Genomic DNA, 17,738 nt, shown 5'->3' on the forward strand with positions numbered 1-17,738 from the left:
TAAAGAATGATAGCATATAATTCAAAACGTTAAGTTAAACTTTACGTTTATAGACCACTCATTACATCAAGGAAAAAAATGGCACACATACAATTACCCGAATTTGAGGATATGTCTCCGGAGATTCAAAAAAGAGCACAACCCATACTGGAAAAGACCGGACAACTAGGTGATATATTTAAGCTTTTGGCTTTGGATGAAAAGATCTATTTTGCAACTGATGGAATGATACAGAAATACCTTCTGGATGAGACAACTCTCTCTTATGATACGAAAGAATCCATTGCCCTGCTTATCTCTTTAGAGAATGGCTGTAAAATGTGTGTAGATGTCCATAAAGGCATTGCAAAAATGCTTGGTATGTCTGAAGAGCGTATAGAAGAGGTGCTTCATGGAGTAGATGCCATGAATGTTCCAGAGAGTGAGAAAGCTTTATTGAACTTTTGTATCAAAGCCTCAGGCAAAGAAAACTATAAAATTCTTAAATCAGAAATAGATGCACTGAAAGCGTATGGATACAGTGACATCCAGATCCTTGAAGCTGTTTCTATTACAGGCTATTTTAACTATATTAATACCCTTTCAAATGTATTTGGGCTAGGAGAGTCATGAAAAATGTATTCGGGCTTATAAAGAAATTTTTCATTGGAATATGGGATTTCATTTTTTATCTCATTGGGGCCCCGTATGAAGAACAGGCAAAAAAATTGAACTGGGATGAGAAGGATACAACATTTAGAGGTCCGGAAAATCCAAAAACAAAAACAATACATTACAGAGCCAATAAAGTGAGTAAACCCCAATGAAATTAAATAAAATCCTTCTTTTGGTATTTTTTACCAATATCCTATTGAACGCATCCACAATATTTACCTTGTCGGGTGTCAACAAAGTCTATTTGGTGGTTGAAATATCCGGTAAGACCATTCCAAAATCATATAAAAGTATGATCATGGAAAACCTACAGACAATGACCGATGATCTTAAGATCGACTCCAAAGGTTATGACCCAAGATCCTTAGCTGTACTGGTCAATGAAACACCGATCAATGGAAGTACCATGATCAATATTCAACTGCTCATAGGAGAAGAGGTAAAACGTTTGGACAACCATGAGAAAACATTTGCACTGACCTATCAGGATATGGGACACTTTGTATTGAAAGAGGGTGATGACCCGGAAGATGCATTTGAAGATACTTTTGATACGATGCTTTTAAAGTTCTCGGAACAATATCTGGAAGAGAATAAAAAGATCTCAAAAGTAGTGATCAATGAAGAGAATTTTGCTTCTGAAATGCATTATGAAACAAATTATGATGAAGCGGTCAAAAAATCAAAAAAACTACAAAAAAACATCATGCTTGTTCTGGTATCGAATTTCTGTCCCTGGTGTCGCAAATTTGAGCAAAGAGTCCTGCTTAAAAATGAGATCAATGAGATCGTACAAAAAAATTATATCCCTCTCATTCTCAATAAAGAGAAAGATCCGTTTCCAAAAGAATTTGATACAGGATTTACACCTATCATACATTTCATAGACCATCAAACGCTAAAAAGCTATAAGCATGTGATCGGTTACAACAATAAGGATGAATTCACCTACATACTAAGATCGGACAATGTAGCAAAATAAAATATGTGTACTTTAGTGATATCAGGCATTTTTATTCTATAATATACTTTATAAACTGTAAAGGACCGATATATGGGGACCATAAAAGCATATAAATTTACCGATGGTTTTGATTTTGACCTGATCAGAAAAGAAGTGCTTGGTACATTTCGTGCAAAACTTTTAAAAGATGTGCTCATTATTGAAAAAGACAACGATCTCTGTTTTTTGTTTAACTATGGTGTGATCATATTCTGGGATTTTGACGATGAAGAGTACTTTCTGAAAACGATCAGTTCTTCAATCGGTGCGATCAAGATCTTAGAAGACTACCAGTATCACATTTCTCCGATCCAGCCTGTTAAAATTGAATTAGACACTATCTATATCGATTCTGATGATGAATTGAAAAAGCTTTCCATCTCCTATGCCATTGAGCAATCTATCATGCTGGGGAACTTTGAAGATTCGATTAAAAAAGCCCTGGAACTCACTGAGCATATTCCTTTGGAACTTGCTGAAAATGGTCGTGTCAATATGAGCAGACGTGAAATAGCCAAAGAGAGAGGCCGTCTTTTCATTACAAAATCGAACATCTATTTACATTTTGAATTTTTAGATACACCGGAATTTTTCTGGGAGTATCCTGAACTGGATATTTACTATCAGAGTATGAGAAAGTATCTTGAGCTGCAGCCACGTATCGAAATTCTTAATAGAAAATTGAATGTCATGCAGGAGGTATTGGCCATTCTTGCGGACGAGCAGAACCATAAACACAGCAGTATTTTAGAATGGATCATCATTATTCTGATCGCATTTGAAATTCTACTATTTATCTTAAATGATTTTACATGATCATTCATATAGCTACAGTTTTTCAACCATGCCATCTTTACTGAGACGATAGACATCCAGATCGTTGGCTATAAATACTCTGCCTTTATAATACTGTTTTATTTCACCATAGATCGAATCTACGCCGTCCGCACCATGGTTACTATACCTCGGATTAATGTGTGTAGCGATCACATTTTTGACATGCCTTTCCTGAACTGCTTTTCCGAGGTCTTTTGCGGTCGTGTGTAACACTTTGACCTGAAGATGATCATAGTCTTTTTGCGTGTACGTACACTCATGTATCAAGAGATCGATCTCTTCAAGGTATCTGCCCAGTATTTCCGGCCTGCTGTTATCTCCTGCTATGATCAATGTTCTTCCCCTTACAGGTGGAAGCATATACTCCTTGGGTTCAATCTTTTTACCCTGAAATGTAATGCAATTTCCCCTTTGTAATTCACCATACAGTGGCGATGGCTCCAGACCGATGGATCTCAATTTTTCTTCATTGAGTTTGTTGGTGATATCGTTCTCTTTAATATAAAACGCAAAACTTTCTATAGAGTGTTCAAGTGCCAGGATCTTTAATGAAAATTTCTCAAACGTAAACGTCTCCTCTGCTTTGAACTCTATGATCTCCAGCGTATATCCAAGATTTTCAAAAGAAACATCTATCACACACTCAAGAAATTTTTTGATGCCTGTCGGACCGTATATCGTAAGAGGTCTAAAAGCGGTATCCAGTTTTTTTGAGCTCAACAGACCGGGAAGACCATAATAATGATCACCGTGCATATGGGTAATGAAGATCGTATCCAATTTTCCGATCGAAAGCCTGCTTTTCAATATCTGATGCTGTGTGGCTTCACCGCAGTCAAATAGATACCACTTATTGTCTTGTTCAAATTCCAATGCAAGTGCAGAGATATTTCTTTCTTTGGTCGGTTTTCCAGCACTTGTCCCCAAGAATGTCAGTTGCACCATTTTCTCCTTTCCCTATGATCTCTCTTTCCATGCATGCCAAACAGAATAGATATCACTTTTCTGTTTCGGGAGTATGAAGGTGATCGCGATATTTTCAACCATGACAAGCACCAAAAAATAAACTGCTGAGTGAAATAAAAGATGATTATCAAATCCAAGCAGCATCACCACACCTACACTCATAAGTACTGCAGCGATCTTAGTGATCCATGTATGATAACTGGCAAGTTGTCCAAATTTCAAAAAAGAAAAAATGGCAGGCACTATATAGATAACGATCGCTGCAATGATATAATAAAGTTCTTCTTTCACGATATCCGGCCAAAGCCACCAGACTGCCAAAGGAGTACTCAGATAGGTCAGTATATCTCCATAACTATCCAGTCTTGATCCCCGTTCAGTGGTATGGTCTATCCTACGTGCAATGATACCGTCAAGCAGATCTGAAAGCAGCATCATTCCCAAAAGTATAAAAAAGAGTATGGGTAGATCATACCAGCCTGAAAGCAGTAAAAATGGTGCTGCGAAGATACGAAACAGACTTAATATGTTAGGGATATAATGCAGTACCATAAAAGCTCCTATCGATCATATGATACCGATAATCTTGGAGAAAGTGCATAGTCGCATACGATATATACAAATAGTATCATACATCTCTCATGAAGAGGAGTATACTCCTCTTCATTGGGAAAAGGCTATTTTATCTTGATCTTTTTCGTCTCTTTTTTACTTCTCTCTATCTTCGGTATCACGACTTCCAGTACACCGTCTTTACAATTTGCCTCGATATTTTCAGCATCTGTATTATCCGGCAATGTAAAACTTCTTTGAAATCTACCATAAGAGCTCTCTTTCTTATAGTAATCTTTCTCTTTGACCTCTTTCTTGTTTTTTCTCTCGCCCGAGATAGTCAGAACATTGTCTTTGAGATCCACATGGATATCATCTTTCTTTACACCAGGAAGATCTACTTCTACATGATAGGCATAGTCTCCTTCTCTTGTATTAACAGATGGCGAAAAACCGGAAACATTGGAAAGTTCGCTACCGATCTCCGGCAAATTTAATGCACTTGCCATTCTCTCTTCTAAATCTCTAAAATCTCTCATCGGGTCAAATTTCGTTAATAACATTTTTGCTCCTTTGTGTATTAGATGTTATTTAATTAGTATATAACTTTTTAATATGCTTGTCAATGAATAATAATCATTTAGACACAGTAATATGTTATACTTCCTTTAACCTGTCACTTTATTTTGTGAGGAGGAATATATGAAAGCTTTGATCATCAGTGCAGATCTTTTTGAAGATTCTGAGTTAAAAATCCCCTATCAATCTCTTAGGGAATTAGGGATACATGTAGATATCGCCTCTATCAAAAAGGGTGCTATCATAGGAAAAAACGGGTTTAATGTCTATGCAACCATAACCCTTAATGAAGTGGACCCAAAGCAGTATGACATACTGATACTTCCTGGAGGTAAAAGTCCCTCTTTAATACGTCAAGAAGAAAAAGCATTAGCGATCGTCCGATATTTTTTTGATCATAATAAGCTGGTTGCAGCTATCTGCCATGGTCCCCAGATTCTCATTTCAGCCGGTTTAATGGAAGGAAGAGTCGCAACAGGATACAAGGGCATTGCACAAGAACTTAAAGATGCTGGTGCAACCTATAAAGATGAGGAAGTGGTCATCGATAAAAACTTGATCACTTCCAGGCAGCCGTCAGACTTGAACGCATTTATGGATGCGATCAAAGAGTATTTGTATTATGAGTCGAAAAAATAAAGAGAATATCCACTCAAAAAAAGTTGTCAAAGAACGTTTTTTGCTAGAAAAAGAGTTTTGTAATGAACTCTTTGCTAAAAAAGAAAAGTTCGGTTTCGGTGGCTTTGGCGAGGCAGTCTACTACCGTACCTACAGCCGTATCAAAGCGGATGGATCACAGGAACATTGGGCAGATACGGTCATTCGTGTGATCAATGGTGTGCTGTCAATCCGTAAAGATCATTACCTTTCGAACGCGCTTGTCTGGGATGAAGTAAAATGGCAGGATTATGCTCAAAAACTTGCTTTATCCATGTTCGATATGCAGTGGCTTCCTCCAGGAAGAGGTCTTTGGATCATGGGCACAGAGTATATTTATGAACGAGGAAGTGCGGCATTGAACAATTGCGGTGCTGTGGATACAACGGATCTTTCGCTTGCAGCAGAATGGACCATGGATATGCTGATGTGCGGGGTTGGCGTTGGTTTTAATACTGCATGGCAGGGTGACAGTGTTGCTATACCGAATAAAACAGATCCAGTGAGCTATATCATTCCGGACACTAGAGAGGGTTGGGCAGAATCCGTCAAACTCTTGATCGAGAGCTATACAAAAAAAGCACCATGGTTTTCATTTGATTACAGCCTGATCCGACCTGAGGGTTCACCGATCCATGGTTTTGGAGGCACTGCATCCGGCCCTGCTCCGTTACAAGCGTTACATCATCGTATTGAAAACTATTTGGATGACTATTGTCATGGAAATATCGATAGTACCCGCTGTGTGGCTGATATAATGAATGCGATCGGTGTCTGTGTTGTGGCTGGGAATGTACGAAGAAGTGCGGAAATAGCACTGGGATCGGTCGATGATACAAGTTTTCTGGAATTGAAGGATTATAGAAAAAACCCGGAACGTGCTGAGATCGGATGGGTCTCGAACAATACGGTCATACTCACTAAAACAGAGGATCTTGAAAAACTCCCGGTGATCGCTGCACATATTCGAGAGAATGGGGAACCGGGCATCATGAACCTGATCAATGTTCAAAAATATGCACGTTACAGTGAGGAGTCCAAAGACTATGCATCGCTGGCAAACCCCTGCTCTGAAATTGCTTTAGAGAGTTTTGAACTCTGTAACCTGGCCGAAGTCTTTCCATCGCGCTGCGTGAACGAAGATGATTTTTATCAAGCATTGGAGTATGCAACGTTTTACGCTTCAACAGTCTCGTTGCTTATGACACATCGCCCTGAAACCAATGCGGTCATTTCACGAAACCGTCGGATCGGTGTCAGTATATCCGGTATTGCAGAGATGATTGATAGAGATGGCACAGCCGATCTAACCTCTAGACTGAAAAGGGGCTACAGCCTTGTACGTTCTGTCAATCAGGCATTGGCAGAAGAAGCAGATATTCCTGTGTCCATCAGAGTGACAACAGTGAAACCCTCAGGAACAATCAGTCAATTGGTCGGCTGTAGTTCAGGGATGCACTTCCCGACATTTCAGTATGCCATACGCCGTATACGTGTAGGTAACACTTCACCTATCTGTCACATACTCAAAGCGGCAGGGGTACCGTATGAAGAGGATCACTACAGTACCCATACAACGGTATTTGAGTTTCCGATCTATCAGGGGCAAACAAGAGAAGCCAGAGATGTTCCAGCAGAGGAGCAGTTCTCTCTTTTAGCCCTGTTACAGCGTGAATGGAGCGATAATATGGTCAGTTGTACGATCTATTTTGATCCTCCCAAAGAGGGTATGCAGATCGAACATATGCTCTCAAAGTTCGTACCTGTCATCAAATCGGTCTCCATGTTGCCGCATTCTGATACGGGTGCTTATATACAAATGCCCTATGAAGGTATCAGCAAAGAACAATATGAAGTACGAATATCCAGCATTTCCAATATCGACTGGAGCCATTTTAGCGGCAGTGACGGTATAGAAAGTCGTTTTTGTACCAATGAATCATGTGACTAGTTACTCTTGTTCACTATCACAGTAAAGGAGCATACATGTTTAAAGATCGTAAAGAGGCCGGTCAAAAACTGGCTGAAGCTCTACAGACATATAAAAAAGAATCCCCCTTGGTATTTGCAATTCCAAGGGGTGGTGTGGAGCTGGGCTATGAGATTTCCCAGGCACTTTATACAGACTTTTCGCTACTGATCTCCAGGAAACTCCCTTTCCCTCACAATACAGAGAGCGGCTTTGGCGCAATGGCAGAAGATGGTTCACTCTATATCAATGAACGGGCTGCTTCTTCCGTATCTGATAAAGAGATCGAAAAGATCATCGCAGAACAAGACCTTGAAATAAAAAGACGTATCCAAACACTAAGAGCAGGGAAAGCGCTTCCTGTGATAAAAGGACGAACAGTGATATTGGTCGATGACGGTATTGCAATGGGGTCGACCATGCATGTTGCAGTAGAACTGTGTAAAAAAGCAAACGCTAAAAAGATCATCATCGCTGTGCCTGTTGCAGGACGTCAAACGATAGAAAAATTTTCTAAAATGGTTGACGCAGTGATCGTATTGGAATCTCCTGTACCTTTTTATGCGGTTGCCCAAGTCTATGAGAACTGGTATGATGTAAGTGATGAAGAGGTATTACGTTTCTTTAAAACCCAGGACAATACTTAATACAATAAAATATCAAAATACTGGATGTTAAATTTTAAAACCTATCTCATAAACGAAGTAATGATCTTTTTGTAATCGGGATGACGATGTACAGTGTTGTGCCCGGTATTTTCAAGTGTTACAGCCTCTACCCGTGTTTTGCGAAAAGCCTTAATAAAATCGTGGGTAGACCTATGAGGAATAATCCTGTCATTGGCCGCTGTTATGATAAGTGTATCAGCAGTGATATTAGCAGCCCTTCCAGCAGTATCCAACCGTTCCTTCAAAATAAGATCGATCGGGAAAAACCAGTAGTGTTTTTTAGCAACATTCACGGGACTATCAAAAGGTGTCACAAGTATAAGCTTTTCTACATCACGTTTGGAAGCTAAATATGTTGCAACAGCCGCCCCGATACTGCGTCCCATGGTCGAGATCGTACTATGGAGTTTAATAAAATGATCGTAAGCGGCTAAGGCATCACTGTACAGCCCCTCTTCATGAGGTGATCCGCTGCTTCCACCGTAACCTCGGTAGTTGACAAGGTAGACTGTACGGTCTGAAAAAAGTGTTTGAAAATCATTGATGTTGTATGCAACGTTCTCAGCATTGCCTCCAAAGTAGATAAGTGCTTTCTTTTTTCCTGGGTTAAGTGTCCACACCTTGATACGTACTTCACCTGTATCCAGTATGGTATATTTTACACCCGGAACACTTACTTCAGAGGTGGGTAAGTAAATCATCTGGCGCTGAAAAATAAAAAGTAAAAGACACAGTACTATGTAAGAGATACTAAATACAGCTATCAATGAAACCATGCTTCTACCCTTTAATGAACGCTCCATAATGCTACCATTTCCAATTCTGTTCAAGAATAATAACCTTTAATAAAAAACAAAAGTATCTATTAATAAACTATGCTTTAGTTACTCTTTTACCATCCCTTTCATGAACTGATGTAAATCTGCGGGAAAAGGGAATACCACCGTATTGGTCTTGTCATTGGATATATCACTTAAAGTCTGAAGATAACGCAATTGGATGCCATGAGGATTTTCACTGAGAATTTTAGCCGCTTCGACCAGATTCTTACTTGCTTCGAGTTCCCCTTTTGCATTGATCACTTTCGCACGTCGTTCACGTTCTGCTTCCGCCTGTTTGGCAATGGCCCGTACCATGCTTTCATTAAGGTCTACATGCTTGATCTCTACATTGGAGATCTTGATTCCCCAGGTATCGGTCTGTTTATCAAGTATCTCCTGTATATCGTAATTCAACTGTTCCCGTTCTGCCAGCATTTCATCCAGTTCATGCCGGCCAAGTACGGAACGCAGGGTCGTCTGGGCAAGCTGGCTGGTCGCAGCATAGAAATTCTCTACCTGTATGATCGCTTTTTCAGGATCAACCACGCGAAAATAGACGACCGCATTGACATTCACAGAAACATTATCATGAGAAATAACATCCTGCTCTGGTACATCCAGAACAATGATACGCAGATCCACCCGTTCCATTCTCTGTATAAAAGGTATCAATATGATAAGTCCTGGGCCTTTGACCCCGGTAAAGCGTCCAAGTGTAAACACCACTGCACGTTCGTACTCACGTAAGATTCGAATGGCTGAAGCCAAAAAAATGATCAGTATCACGACGATATAGACAGTCGTCATTGGTAATATAGGTAACATTATTTACTCCTTTATTGGATTGACGTGCAGCACAAGTCCTGATAGACTCTCTACACGCACTTTTTGACCGATCTCGAGCACACTGTCAGATTCAGCAAACCATACTTCACCATGGCAACGGACACGGTATCCTTTTTCAGAGGTTTCAAGGACTTCAGCAGTGGAACCTATCATCTCATCCACGCCGGTGACTATTTTGACAGACCTTGATTTAATAAGAAAACGTATCACAAAGATAAAAAAAGCCAGACTCACCAAGGTGAAGGCAATAATAAGTGGAATGGAGACCCCGCTTCCCAGTGTATCGGTATCAAAAAGAAGCAGTGAACCAAAGGCAAAAGCGACCACTCCGCCGATCCCCAGTATACCAAACCCTACGATCAACACTTCGGCAACCATAAAAGCAATACCCAAGAGTATCAGCAGCAATCCCGCATAATTAAAAGGAAGCATATTTAAGGCATACAAGGAGATCACACCCGATATTCCCCCTATCACTCCGGGGAATATGGCGCCAGGATTGACCAATTCGAAAAATATCCCGTATATGGCTATGAGTAAGAGCATATAGGCGATATTGGGGTCGGTGATGGTCATTAAGAGTTGTGTTTTCCAGTCAGGTTCAAAGGGATGTATGACAGCATTCTTTGTACTGAGTATGAGCTCTTTTCCGGAGACTCTAAGGCGTGTTCCATCCAGTTTGTTCAAGAGTTCAAAGCTATTCTCAGCCATCATATCGATCACATGATAACGCAGTGCATCTTTGGCCGAGATACTTTTAGCCTCTTTTACCGCCTCCATTGCCCATGTGATATTGCGATCATTGAGTTCAGCCAGACTTTTAATGTATGCTATAGCATCATTGATGACCTTTTTCTCAAGTGATGAAGGTGTGCTTGCATTTACATCTGTCATTTTTGGTACGGGCATCAAACTGACCGGTGTGGCTGCACCAAGGTTGGTTCCGGGTGCCATGGCAGCCACATGAGATGCATAGAGAAGATAGGTTCCCGCACTTGCAGCCCGTGCACCTTTGGGAGAGACATAAGTGATCACCGGCAATGTACTGTTCGTGATCTCCTGTATCATTTCCCTCATAGAAGTAGAAAGGCCTCCAGGCGTATCAAGTTCAATCAATATCATTTGGGCATTGCCTTGTACTGCAGCTTCCATGCCTTCTTTAAGATAGTTACTGCTAGCAGGCCCCACTGCACCCTTTATCTCTAATTTTATGACCGTAGAAGTGCTGGCGATAATCGGAAAGAATATAATAAGTAGTAAAAAAAGTAAGCGCTTCATCGTATTCACCTCTCAATCAATATCAAGGACAACTAATACTTATACTAACAAATAAATAAAAGAAATGTCAATCTCTTTGTGCTAAAATATATGTGATATGCCAAAGATCTTAATTATCTTAGTGGCTGTAAAAATCTCATTTAACTACATTATGGAGGTCTGAGATGAAAAACTATATATACAATACGAACATTGGAACCTTTGAAATACGGCAGATAAGCCATATGCTTTATCAACTCTGGATGAAAGAGGAACTGCTTGGTGAGTATGCCAGTGCAGAACTGGCTGCAGAAGATGTAGCGGCTTTTGATACTGACTATGCAGCATGGGATCAACTGAAAAATGAACTTGATGATATTCCAAGAAACCTTTCAGAATGGACAGCAAGAAAAGAAGAAACACCTCGTAAGTAATGCGAAATTTTCATCATTCTGCTGAACATAACAGCCTAAAGTTCATTGCAGATTGCCATCTTGGAAAGCTGGCAAAATATCTTCGACTGCTGGGTATTGACACGCTTTACTTTCAACATATAGAAGATGATGAGCTGCTGCAAATAGCAAATGATGAGGATCGTACGATTCTTACCAGAGACCGTTCTCTTTCACAACGTAAAAAAGCTCCTGTATTTTTTTTAGAGGCAAAAGAGACGCAAGCACAATTAAAAACAGTGATAGACCACTATAAACTAAAAGTGCACCCCTTTCCCTTCAGCCGATGTATCGTCTGCAATACTCCACTGCAAGTGATTGAAAAAGAGAAGGTGCTGGATCGGCTGCCTGAAAAGGTCAAAAAGTATTTTGATTATTTTGAATACTGTCCTACCTGTGACCGTATCTATTGGAGGGGTGACCATTACCGACATATGAAGGCCTATTTGGACCAGGTATTGGAATCTTAACCAAAGAAAGGATGATGATGTTAAAACAGCTATTATGGTTGATCATATGGGGTGTTGTCTTTGGATATATGGAGGCGGCCGTGGTTGTTTATCTGCGTGAGATCTACTATCCTGAAGGTTTTGCATTTCCTTTGGTCATCATAGAGGATCGTATTCTGTTGACCGAACTGCTCCGTGAAGCTGCAACACTGCTCCTGATCTGGACGACCGTATCGCTAGCATACAAAAGAGTGCAAAGCCGGTTTGCAGCTTTTTTCGTACTCTTTGGCTTCTGGGATATCTTCTACTATATTTCTTTGAAACTGCTTCTTGCCTGGCCTGAAAATCTGAACACGTGGGATATACTCTTTCTTATCCCTGCACCTTGGGTTGGACCCGTCTGGGCACCGGTTCTAGTATCCTTAGGATTCATATATGCCGGGACAACCGTTCTTTTTCATAATCATCAAAACAGCTTTTTAACTTTTGACAGAGGGTTTATCATGATGGAGATCTTTTCAGCACTGCTCATTATTGTTTCTTTTATGATACCCGGTTCATCTGTACTTGATCAGAATACGCCTACAGACTTTCCATGGATACTTTTTCTCGCAGGGTTTTTGATAGGGATAGGCATTTTTCTTTATACTGTCTACCGGCATGGTCACACAGATAGGCAATGGTAGTATTGTGCAGATTCAGATCTCTTCATACTCCAGTTCAAAATGGTATTCTGAAAAATTCCTCTCAAGCATTTGTTCGATCTTTTCACGGTACTGTGTGGCTTTAAGCGCATTTGGAGAGAGAAAAACAAAAGCAATATCAGCCTCTTTGGCATATTCACCACTGATGTCCATCACAGAGACATTAAATGCTTTCAGTTTCTCTTTCATACTGTTTGTGACGCTTCTGCGACCTTTGAGTGATTGGACATAAGGCAGTTCAAGATGCAGGATACAGCTACAGATGATCATCAGTTTCTCATATCTTTTTTTGTTTGCTCTTATTGGCAAAAAGTTTCAACTTCTCTTCTACAAGGTAATTGATACTCTCTTTTGGGAAATAACCGTTCGCATCTTTTATACCGCTTTTCTTACCTGTCAGTATCTCCAGGCCTTCATTCACACTCTCAATCGCATAGATCTTGAATCTCTTCTCTTTTACAGCTTCCAGCACTTCTTCCTTCAACATCAGATGTTTGACATTGGATGCCGGTATGATGATCCCATGGTGTTTTTTGCGCTTGACCAAGTTGCAGACATCAAAAAAGCCTTCGATTTTTTCATTGATCCCACCGACTGCCTGAACCTGACCGTTTTGATTGACTGAGCCGGTCACTGCAATGGACTGATCAAGCCCTACTTCACTCAATGATGAGAGTAGCGTAAGAAGCTCTGCACATGATGCACTGTCACCATCGATCTTTCCATAGGATTGTTCAAAGACCAGTGTTGCAGTCATACTCAAAGGGAAATCTTTTGCATAGGTAGCAGCCAGATAGGCTGATAGTATCATGATACCCTTGTCATGGGTCGGTCCACTGAGCTTCGCTTCTCTTTCTATATTGATCACACCGCCTTTACCCAGCCGCGTCAATGCTGTGATCTTTGACGGATGGCCAAAGGAAAAATTTCCAAAATCAAGTACCGCAACCCCATTGATCTGACCTATAGCAGATCCTTCGGTCTCTATGAGGATCGTTCCTCTCTGGATCGCTTCATACATCCTGTCTTTGATCCTGTCTGATCTTTCAATCTTCTCCAAAATGGCCTGATCTATCTGTACTTTTGAAATATGGTCCATCTGTTCTTGTGAAGCGATAAAATCAGCCTCATGCAACAGATCGCTCAAACCTGCCAGATGTGTGGTAAGTTTTTCGCTGTCCTCTGCCATACGGGAACTGTATTCTATGACCTTACCGACCGCCTGTGTATCCAGTGGCAAAAGGCCGTTATCTCTTGCGATCATACCTATCATTCTGGCATAAAGCTGAGTATTTTCATCATTTCTCTCTGTCTCATTTTCAAAATCGGCATTGATCTTAAAGAGTTCCCTGAACTCGGGATCATAATTATATAAAATATAATAGAGTAATCTATCACCTATCAGTACGATCTTGATATCCAGTTCAATGGTCTCAGGTTCCAAAGAAAGTGTACTGATCAAACTCAATGAACGTGCAAGCGGTTCTATTCGGATCTCAGAAGATCTCAACATCCTTTTCAGTCCTTCCCAGACAAAAGGCTGCAGTAAAACCTTTGAAGCATCCAATATCAGATATCCCCCATTGGCCTTATGTAGTGCTCCGGCTTTGATCAGGTTGAAATCGGTCAAAAGGGTTCCCATTTGAGCAATGTGTTCTATCTCACCAAATAGATTTGTATAGGTTGGATTATCTTCATAAACAATAGGTGCACCCTCTTCATCTTTATGCGCTACGATGACATTGACATGGTATCGGTTAAAGATGCCGCTCTGTTTGGAATAGTTCATTCCCATCGTTGCAAGATTGTTTTGCGCAGAGATTAAAAAATCCTGTGAATTATCTATAATATCTTCTTCTACACTTTCTAGATACGCTACGACCTTTTCATAAGATCGATACTTCTTTTTTAATTCGTTGATACTTGTATCCACGGCCTTTTTGGTCATTTTTCTTTCAAGTTCCCGGATCTCTTTTTGCTGTATTTTACTCTCTATCACAATATCTTGAACGATATTTTCAAGTTCATTCCTGAATGTAAGTATTTTCTCCTGTATATGCTCTTTCTCTTGCGTACTGAGTGCCTGATATTCTTCTTTTCCAAGTACTTCTCCATCATCGCTCATAGGTGAAAGTGTATAGCCTGCTGGAGTGTAGTTGATATAAATATCATTCTTTTTGGCTCTTTCTTTCAATTCCAGGAGAGATTTCTCTTTAGCCTCGGTCAGTTTATCTATAATGGCCTGTTTTTGTATACGGTACTCTTCACTTTCAAAGATAGAGGGGATGACCGTTTCTAACTCTTCTATCAGCTCTTCCATATCCTTTTTAAGCTCTACTCCCATAGAAGATTCAAGCTTGAGATAGATCGGTTTTCTGGGGTCCTCAAAGTTATTGACATAACACCAGTCACCCGGTCTCTTTTCATCTTTTGCCTGGCTCTGGATAAACTTTTTTACCACTTTATGTTTTCCGCTGCCAACCCTTCCCATAGCATAAAGGTTGTACCCTTCTTTCTTGATACCTATCCCAAAACTGATCGCTTTGAGTGCCCTGTCCTGTCCTATGATCTCATTGGGATTTTTCAGTTCTGCAGTCGTGTCAAAATCAAATAACGCCAGGTCACAATGGTTATACAGTTTGTCAGTAGTAAGTGGTTTTATCATAATGTATCTCCAAATTCTGCACAATCGTACATGATCTCTTTTAGTTTGTGATGCTCCATATGGTGTGCATCGGCTACGGCTTCATCCGTTACAAATCCGCCTGCTACATTGACACCGCTGTAGATGGCTGCATCGTCCAAACATGCTTTTTTCCACCCCTTATCTGCGATCTTCTTTACATAGGGAATCGTTGCATTTGCCAATGCCTGTGTCGCAGTGAGAGGATAATCTCCTGGTATATTTGCAACACAGTAGTGCAGTACACCATCCACCTCAAACACAGGGTCGTCATGGGTTGTAGGTCTTGAAGTCTCTATGCATCCTCCCTGATCTATGGCAACATCAACCAACACTGCTCCTTTTTTACAGTAAGAAAGCATCTTCCTGGTAATGAGTTGCGGTGTCTTTTCACCGGTAACATAGACTGCACCGATCACGATATCCACTATAGGCAGGATCTTTTCCATATTATAGGCATTGGAGTAGAGTGTAGAGACATTCGCACCCATAGACGTTTCTATGGATCTCAAACTCTGTGGATTTCTTCCCATCACTATCACATCAGCACCCATTCCTGAAGCGACTTGAGCCGCATTTTTAGCTACATTTCCACTGCCGATGATCAGGACTTTAGAGGGGAGTATACCGGTTGAACCGCTTATCAATACACCCATCCCACTGTTATGCATTCCAAGAAAATAACTAGCGACCATGGGGGCCACTCTGCCCGCTATTTGACTCATGGGTGAAAGCAGAGGTAATCTTCCGTTATCCTGAACTGTTTCATAGCCTATGGCCGTCACTTTTTTTTCAAGAAGTATCTCTGTCAGTTTTTGATTGGGGGCAAGATGTAGATAAGTAAAGAGTATCTGTCCGGATTTTAGACTATCATACTCTTCTGGCTGAGGCTCTTTCACTTTAACGATCATTTCGCAGATTGCGAATATCTCTTTGGGATCATCAAAAATGACCCCGCCTGCCTGCTGATAGTCACTGTCGGGAAACCCGCTTTTCTCTCCGGCATCCTTTTGTATATAGACCTGATGTCCTGCATCAACAAGCGATCTCACTCCAGAAGGGATCATTCCTACCCTGTACTCCTTACTCTTTATCTCTTTAGGAATACCAATTTTCATCTGAAGATCTCCCTTCTCTCTAAAGTACATTTACGTAAGCATGACAGGCGAGCAAACAAACAATCATCATTGTTTATCGTATGCTCTTTTTTATGGTCTGCTACACCTTGGTTCTGGCAATGGGGTTCACCCTTAATCGTTCCTCAGGTATCGGTTTTGCACTCTCTTCACATATACCGTAGGTTCCGTTTTTTATTTTTGCAAGGGCATGCAGCGTCTCGTTTCGCTCATTTTCCTGCTGCTCTAAGATCATGTTGTCTTTACTGCTGAGACTTTGAAGTGATGCAAGATCTTCCATATCATTGATCCCATCGTCACTTCCGACACTGTCAAGTTCTGATCGAAGCTGTTCAATATTACTTTCGATATGTGCCAATTTTTCTTTTAGTATTTTCTCAAATTCATTGAAGTCCAGATCATCTCTCTTTTTCATACTTTACCCCTTTGTTTCAATATGTGTGTCTATGTATAGTATGTATCTACGGTACATAGACCAGGACATCTTTAGATGTTTCTCTTAAAATATAATTTGCCACACTTCCCAACAGCGCATTCAAGCCTACTGTACCGCGAGATCCTATAACCACAAGGTCATATTGTCCCTCCTTTATATACGTGACCAGTGTCTCTTTCGTATAAAGTTCACCATCGATCACTTTACCCTTCTTGACAGAGACTTCCTGCATAAAATGTTTTAGATCACTTTTGGCACAGGATTTGGCTACATCATTGTATTGTGACAGATCACGACCTACTACAGCGTAAGGTCCTTCCATATAGATAGTATCAAAGGCATTGACCACATTGATCTTTGCATTGCGAAAGATCTCTTTTGCAAATAAGATACTTTGCTTTGATTGCATTCCAAAATCTGTTGGTGCAATGATGTTCTTATAGGGATTTTTTGCACTGTTTTTAACGATCAGAACAGGTAAATGACTTAAATGAGCTACTTTTTGTGCAGTCGTACCCAAGAAACCTTTTCGCCCTTTTGCCTTACTGTGCGCACCTATGATGATCATATCTGTTTGATTTAATTTTGATTCATAGAGTATGATATCCTGGGGATTACCCTCTCTAACGAAGACAAAACAGTTGACCTTAAACTCTCGGTTCAATAGTTTGATCTTTTTTTCTATACTTTTGGTGATGTTCTCTTTATCGATTTCAATATCTTTACCACCAAAATAGCTTGGTACACCAAGCCAAGGTGTCTGTACTGCATGAACAATAAACAGATCAGCTTTGTGTTCATTGGCTACACTTAATGCTCTTTTGAGAACATGATTTGATTTCTCAATGACATCCAAACCTACTAATATCCTTTTTAATTCTTTCATGATTACACCTCTTTCAAAAATTTTAACACAAAGGTACTATGCAACTATTTATATTCTACTATTATAAAACTTAATAGCACAACTTAAGAACATCAATAAAAATGTCAAACCAAAGAGAGGAAAATAAATGAGTTGTGAAATAAATCATATTGCAGGATATTGAAGACTTCTACAGACCAAATA

The 17,738-nt window shown here is 40.3% G+C and carries 21 protein-coding genes; 10 read left to right on the forward strand and 11 right to left on the reverse strand.

Features of this window, described 5'->3' with window-relative positions:
- The first annotated feature begins 78 nt into the window (after positions 1 to 78).
- The 4 genes from LDM98_RS03270 to LDM98_RS03285 all read left to right on the forward strand — a co-directional run bounded on the left by LDM98_RS03270 (position 79) and on the right by LDM98_RS03285 (position 2,473).
- Entirely contained in the window at positions 79 to 612 is a 534-nt protein-coding gene (locus LDM98_RS03270; protein WP_223897912.1) for a carboxymuconolactone decarboxylase family protein, read from the forward strand.
- Complete coding sequence (locus LDM98_RS03275) at positions 609 to 806, forward strand: hypothetical protein (RefSeq protein WP_223897913.1); 198 nt, start codon at positions 609 to 611, stop codon at positions 804 to 806. Before LDM98_RS03270 ends, LDM98_RS03275 begins: the two co-directional genes overlap by 4 nt.
- A complete protein-coding gene (locus LDM98_RS03280; protein ID WP_223897914.1) occupies positions 803 to 1,636 on the forward strand; it encodes a thioredoxin fold domain-containing protein in 834 nt (277 codons plus the stop codon). The genes LDM98_RS03275 and LDM98_RS03280 overlap by 4 nt, the downstream gene beginning before the upstream one ends.
- A 72-nt stretch (positions 1,637 to 1,708) precedes the next feature.
- The gene (locus LDM98_RS03285) at positions 1,709 to 2,473 is read left to right on the forward strand and encodes an RMD1 family protein (RefSeq protein ID WP_223897915.1); all 765 of its coding nucleotides are present in this window, start codon (positions 1,709 to 1,711) and stop codon (positions 2,471 to 2,473) included.
- 12 nt (positions 2,474 to 2,485) lie between these two features.
- Here the strand turns inward: LDM98_RS03285 and LDM98_RS03290 are convergent, their stop codons facing one another.
- The 3 genes from LDM98_RS03290 to LDM98_RS03300 form a co-directional block, all read right to left on the reverse strand.
- Complete coding sequence (locus LDM98_RS03290) at positions 2,486 to 3,436, reverse strand: MBL fold metallo-hydrolase (RefSeq protein WP_223897916.1); 951 nt, start codon at positions 3,434 to 3,436, stop codon at positions 2,486 to 2,488.
- A 15-nt stretch (positions 3,437 to 3,451) separates the two neighbouring features.
- Positions 3,452 to 4,012 carry a CDP-alcohol phosphatidyltransferase family protein gene (locus LDM98_RS03295; RefSeq protein WP_223897917.1) on the reverse strand — a complete coding sequence of 187 codons (561 nt, stop codon included), beginning with the start codon at positions 4,010 to 4,012 and terminating at the stop codon, positions 3,452 to 3,454.
- Between the two features lie 125 nt (positions 4,013 to 4,137).
- Positions 4,138 to 4,575 carry an Hsp20/alpha crystallin family protein gene (locus LDM98_RS03300; RefSeq protein WP_223897918.1) on the reverse strand — a complete coding sequence of 146 codons (438 nt, stop codon included), beginning with the start codon at positions 4,573 to 4,575 and terminating at the stop codon, positions 4,138 to 4,140.
- 139 nt (positions 4,576 to 4,714) lie between these two features.
- Here LDM98_RS03300 and LDM98_RS03305 point away from each other — a divergent pair, with 139 nt between their 5' ends.
- Genes LDM98_RS03305 through LDM98_RS03315 form a run of 3 tightly spaced genes read left to right on the forward strand, consistent with a single transcriptional unit; the run spans position 4,715 to position 7,864 of the window.
- On the forward strand, positions 4,715 to 5,230 hold the full coding sequence (locus tag LDM98_RS03305; RefSeq protein WP_223897919.1) for a type 1 glutamine amidotransferase domain-containing protein: 516 nt from the start codon (positions 4,715 to 4,717) through the stop codon (positions 5,228 to 5,230).
- Positions 5,214 to 7,199 (forward strand): fused protease/ribonucleoside-triphosphate reductase, encoded by a 1,986-nt coding sequence (locus tag LDM98_RS03310; RefSeq protein ID WP_223897920.1) that lies wholly within the window; start codon positions 5,214 to 5,216, stop codon positions 7,197 to 7,199. The genes LDM98_RS03305 and LDM98_RS03310 overlap by 17 nt, the downstream gene beginning before the upstream one ends.
- A 35-nt stretch (positions 7,200 to 7,234) precedes the next feature.
- Positions 7,235 to 7,864 (forward strand): phosphoribosyltransferase, encoded by a 630-nt coding sequence (locus tag LDM98_RS03315; RefSeq protein ID WP_223897921.1) that lies wholly within the window; start codon positions 7,235 to 7,237, stop codon positions 7,862 to 7,864.
- A 41-nt stretch (positions 7,865 to 7,905) separates the two neighbouring features.
- Here the strand turns inward: LDM98_RS03315 and LDM98_RS03320 are convergent, their stop codons facing one another.
- Genes LDM98_RS03320 through LDM98_RS03330 form a run of 3 tightly spaced genes read right to left on the reverse strand, consistent with a single transcriptional unit; the run spans position 7,906 to position 10,830 of the window.
- Positions 7,906 to 8,715, reverse strand: coding sequence for an alpha/beta hydrolase (locus tag LDM98_RS03320; protein ID WP_223897922.1), 810 nt, complete (start codon positions 8,713 to 8,715; stop codon positions 7,906 to 7,908).
- Between the two features lie 54 nt (positions 8,716 to 8,769).
- Entirely contained in the window at positions 8,770 to 9,531 is a 762-nt protein-coding gene (locus tag LDM98_RS03325; RefSeq protein ID WP_223897923.1) for a slipin family protein, read from the reverse strand.
- Positions 9,532 to 9,534: 3 nt separating this feature from the next.
- Complete coding sequence (locus tag LDM98_RS03330) at positions 9,535 to 10,830, reverse strand: nodulation protein NfeD (protein WP_223897924.1); 1,296 nt, start codon at positions 10,828 to 10,830, stop codon at positions 9,535 to 9,537.
- 164 nt (positions 10,831 to 10,994) lie between these two features.
- Here LDM98_RS03330 and LDM98_RS03335 point away from each other — a divergent pair, with 164 nt between their 5' ends.
- Genes LDM98_RS03335 through LDM98_RS03345 form a run of 3 tightly spaced genes read left to right on the forward strand, consistent with a single transcriptional unit; the run spans position 10,995 to position 12,396 of the window.
- Entirely contained in the window at positions 10,995 to 11,243 is a 249-nt protein-coding gene (locus LDM98_RS03335) for a hypothetical protein (RefSeq protein ID WP_223897925.1), read from the forward strand.
- The gene (locus LDM98_RS03340) at positions 11,243 to 11,731 is read left to right on the forward strand and encodes a Mut7-C RNAse domain-containing protein (RefSeq protein WP_223897926.1); all 489 of its coding nucleotides are present in this window, start codon (positions 11,243 to 11,245) and stop codon (positions 11,729 to 11,731) included. The genes LDM98_RS03335 and LDM98_RS03340 overlap by 1 nt, the downstream gene beginning before the upstream one ends.
- A 17-nt stretch (positions 11,732 to 11,748) precedes the next feature.
- Complete coding sequence (locus LDM98_RS03345) at positions 11,749 to 12,396, forward strand: hypothetical protein (RefSeq protein WP_223897927.1); 648 nt, start codon at positions 11,749 to 11,751, stop codon at positions 12,394 to 12,396.
- Between the two features lie 12 nt (positions 12,397 to 12,408).
- Here LDM98_RS03345 and LDM98_RS03350 read toward each other — a convergent pair whose 3' ends face one another.
- The 5 genes from LDM98_RS03350 to LDM98_RS03370 all read right to left on the reverse strand — a co-directional run bounded on the left by LDM98_RS03350 (position 12,409) and on the right by LDM98_RS03370 (position 17,555).
- Entirely contained in the window at positions 12,409 to 12,723 is a 315-nt protein-coding gene (locus LDM98_RS03350) for a DUF503 family protein (protein WP_223897928.1), read from the reverse strand.
- A complete protein-coding gene (locus tag LDM98_RS03355) occupies positions 12,692 to 15,079 on the reverse strand; it encodes a Lon protease family protein (protein ID WP_223897929.1) in 2,388 nt (795 codons plus the stop codon). The genes LDM98_RS03350 and LDM98_RS03355 overlap by 32 nt, the downstream gene beginning before the upstream one ends.
- Complete coding sequence (gene ald, locus LDM98_RS03360) at positions 15,076 to 16,215, reverse strand: alanine dehydrogenase (RefSeq protein WP_223897930.1); 1,140 nt, start codon at positions 16,213 to 16,215, stop codon at positions 15,076 to 15,078. Before ald ends, LDM98_RS03355 begins: the two co-directional genes overlap by 4 nt.
- A 100-nt stretch (positions 16,216 to 16,315) precedes the next feature.
- On the reverse strand, positions 16,316 to 16,648 hold the full coding sequence (locus tag LDM98_RS03365) for a TraR/DksA C4-type zinc finger protein (RefSeq protein WP_223897931.1): 333 nt from the start codon (positions 16,646 to 16,648) through the stop codon (positions 16,316 to 16,318).
- Between the two features lie 46 nt (positions 16,649 to 16,694).
- Entirely contained in the window at positions 16,695 to 17,555 is an 861-nt protein-coding gene (locus LDM98_RS03370) for a universal stress protein (RefSeq protein WP_223897932.1), read from the reverse strand.
- Positions 17,556 to 17,738: the final 183 nt, after the last annotated feature.

Origin of the sequence: Sulfurovum sp. TSL1, from assembly GCF_019972135.1 — a bacterium.
Taxonomy (GTDB): domain Bacteria; phylum Campylobacterota; class Campylobacteria; order Campylobacterales; family Sulfurovaceae; genus Sulfurovum.

Bases quoted from the DNA above. Each gene is read 5' to 3' on its own strand.
- LDM98_RS03365 (WP_223897931.1), bottom strand. From the start codon at position 16,648: ATGAAAAAGAGAGATGATCTGGACTTCAATGAATTTGAGAAAATACTA.
- LDM98_RS03305 (WP_223897919.1), top strand. From the start codon at position 4,715: ATGAAAGCTTTGATCATCAGTGCAGATCTTTTTGAAGATTCTGAGTTA.
- LDM98_RS03285 (WP_223897915.1), top strand. From the start codon at position 1,709: ATGGGGACCATAAAAGCATATAAATTTACCGATGGTTTTGATTTTGAC.
- LDM98_RS03295 (WP_223897917.1), bottom strand. From the start codon at position 4,012: ATGGTACTGCATTATATCCCTAACATATTAAGTCTGTTTCGTATCTTC.
- LDM98_RS03325 (WP_223897923.1), bottom strand. From the start codon at position 9,531: ATGTTACCTATATTACCAATGACGACTGTCTATATCGTCGTGATACTG.
- LDM98_RS03335 (WP_223897925.1), top strand. From the start codon at position 10,995: ATGAAAAACTATATATACAATACGAACATTGGAACCTTTGAAATACGG.
- LDM98_RS03355 (WP_223897929.1), bottom strand. From the start codon at position 15,079: ATGATAAAACCACTTACTACTGACAAACTGTATAACCATTGTGACCTG.
- LDM98_RS03310 (WP_223897920.1), top strand. From the start codon at position 5,214: ATGAGTCGAAAAAATAAAGAGAATATCCACTCAAAAAAAGTTGTCAAA.
- LDM98_RS03300 (WP_223897918.1), bottom strand. From the start codon at position 4,575: ATGTTATTAACGAAATTTGACCCGATGAGAGATTTTAGAGATTTAGAA.
- LDM98_RS03270 (WP_223897912.1), top strand. From the start codon at position 79: ATGGCACACATACAATTACCCGAATTTGAGGATATGTCTCCGGAGATT.
- LDM98_RS03280 (WP_223897914.1), top strand. From the start codon at position 803: ATGAAATTAAATAAAATCCTTCTTTTGGTATTTTTTACCAATATCCTA.
- LDM98_RS03345 (WP_223897927.1), top strand. From the start codon at position 11,749: ATGTTAAAACAGCTATTATGGTTGATCATATGGGGTGTTGTCTTTGGA.
- LDM98_RS03275 (WP_223897913.1), top strand. From the start codon at position 609: ATGAAAAATGTATTCGGGCTTATAAAGAAATTTTTCATTGGAATATGG.
- LDM98_RS03330 (WP_223897924.1), bottom strand. From the start codon at position 10,830: ATGAAGCGCTTACTTTTTTTACTACTTATTATATTCTTTCCGATTATC.
- LDM98_RS03340 (WP_223897926.1), top strand. From the start codon at position 11,243: ATGCGAAATTTTCATCATTCTGCTGAACATAACAGCCTAAAGTTCATT.
- ald (WP_223897930.1), bottom strand. From the start codon at position 16,215: ATGAAAATTGGTATTCCTAAAGAGATAAAGAGTAAGGAGTACAGGGTA.
- LDM98_RS03315 (WP_223897921.1), top strand. From the start codon at position 7,235: ATGTTTAAAGATCGTAAAGAGGCCGGTCAAAAACTGGCTGAAGCTCTA.
- LDM98_RS03370 (WP_223897932.1), bottom strand. From the start codon at position 17,555: ATGAAAGAATTAAAAAGGATATTAGTAGGTTTGGATGTCATTGAGAAA.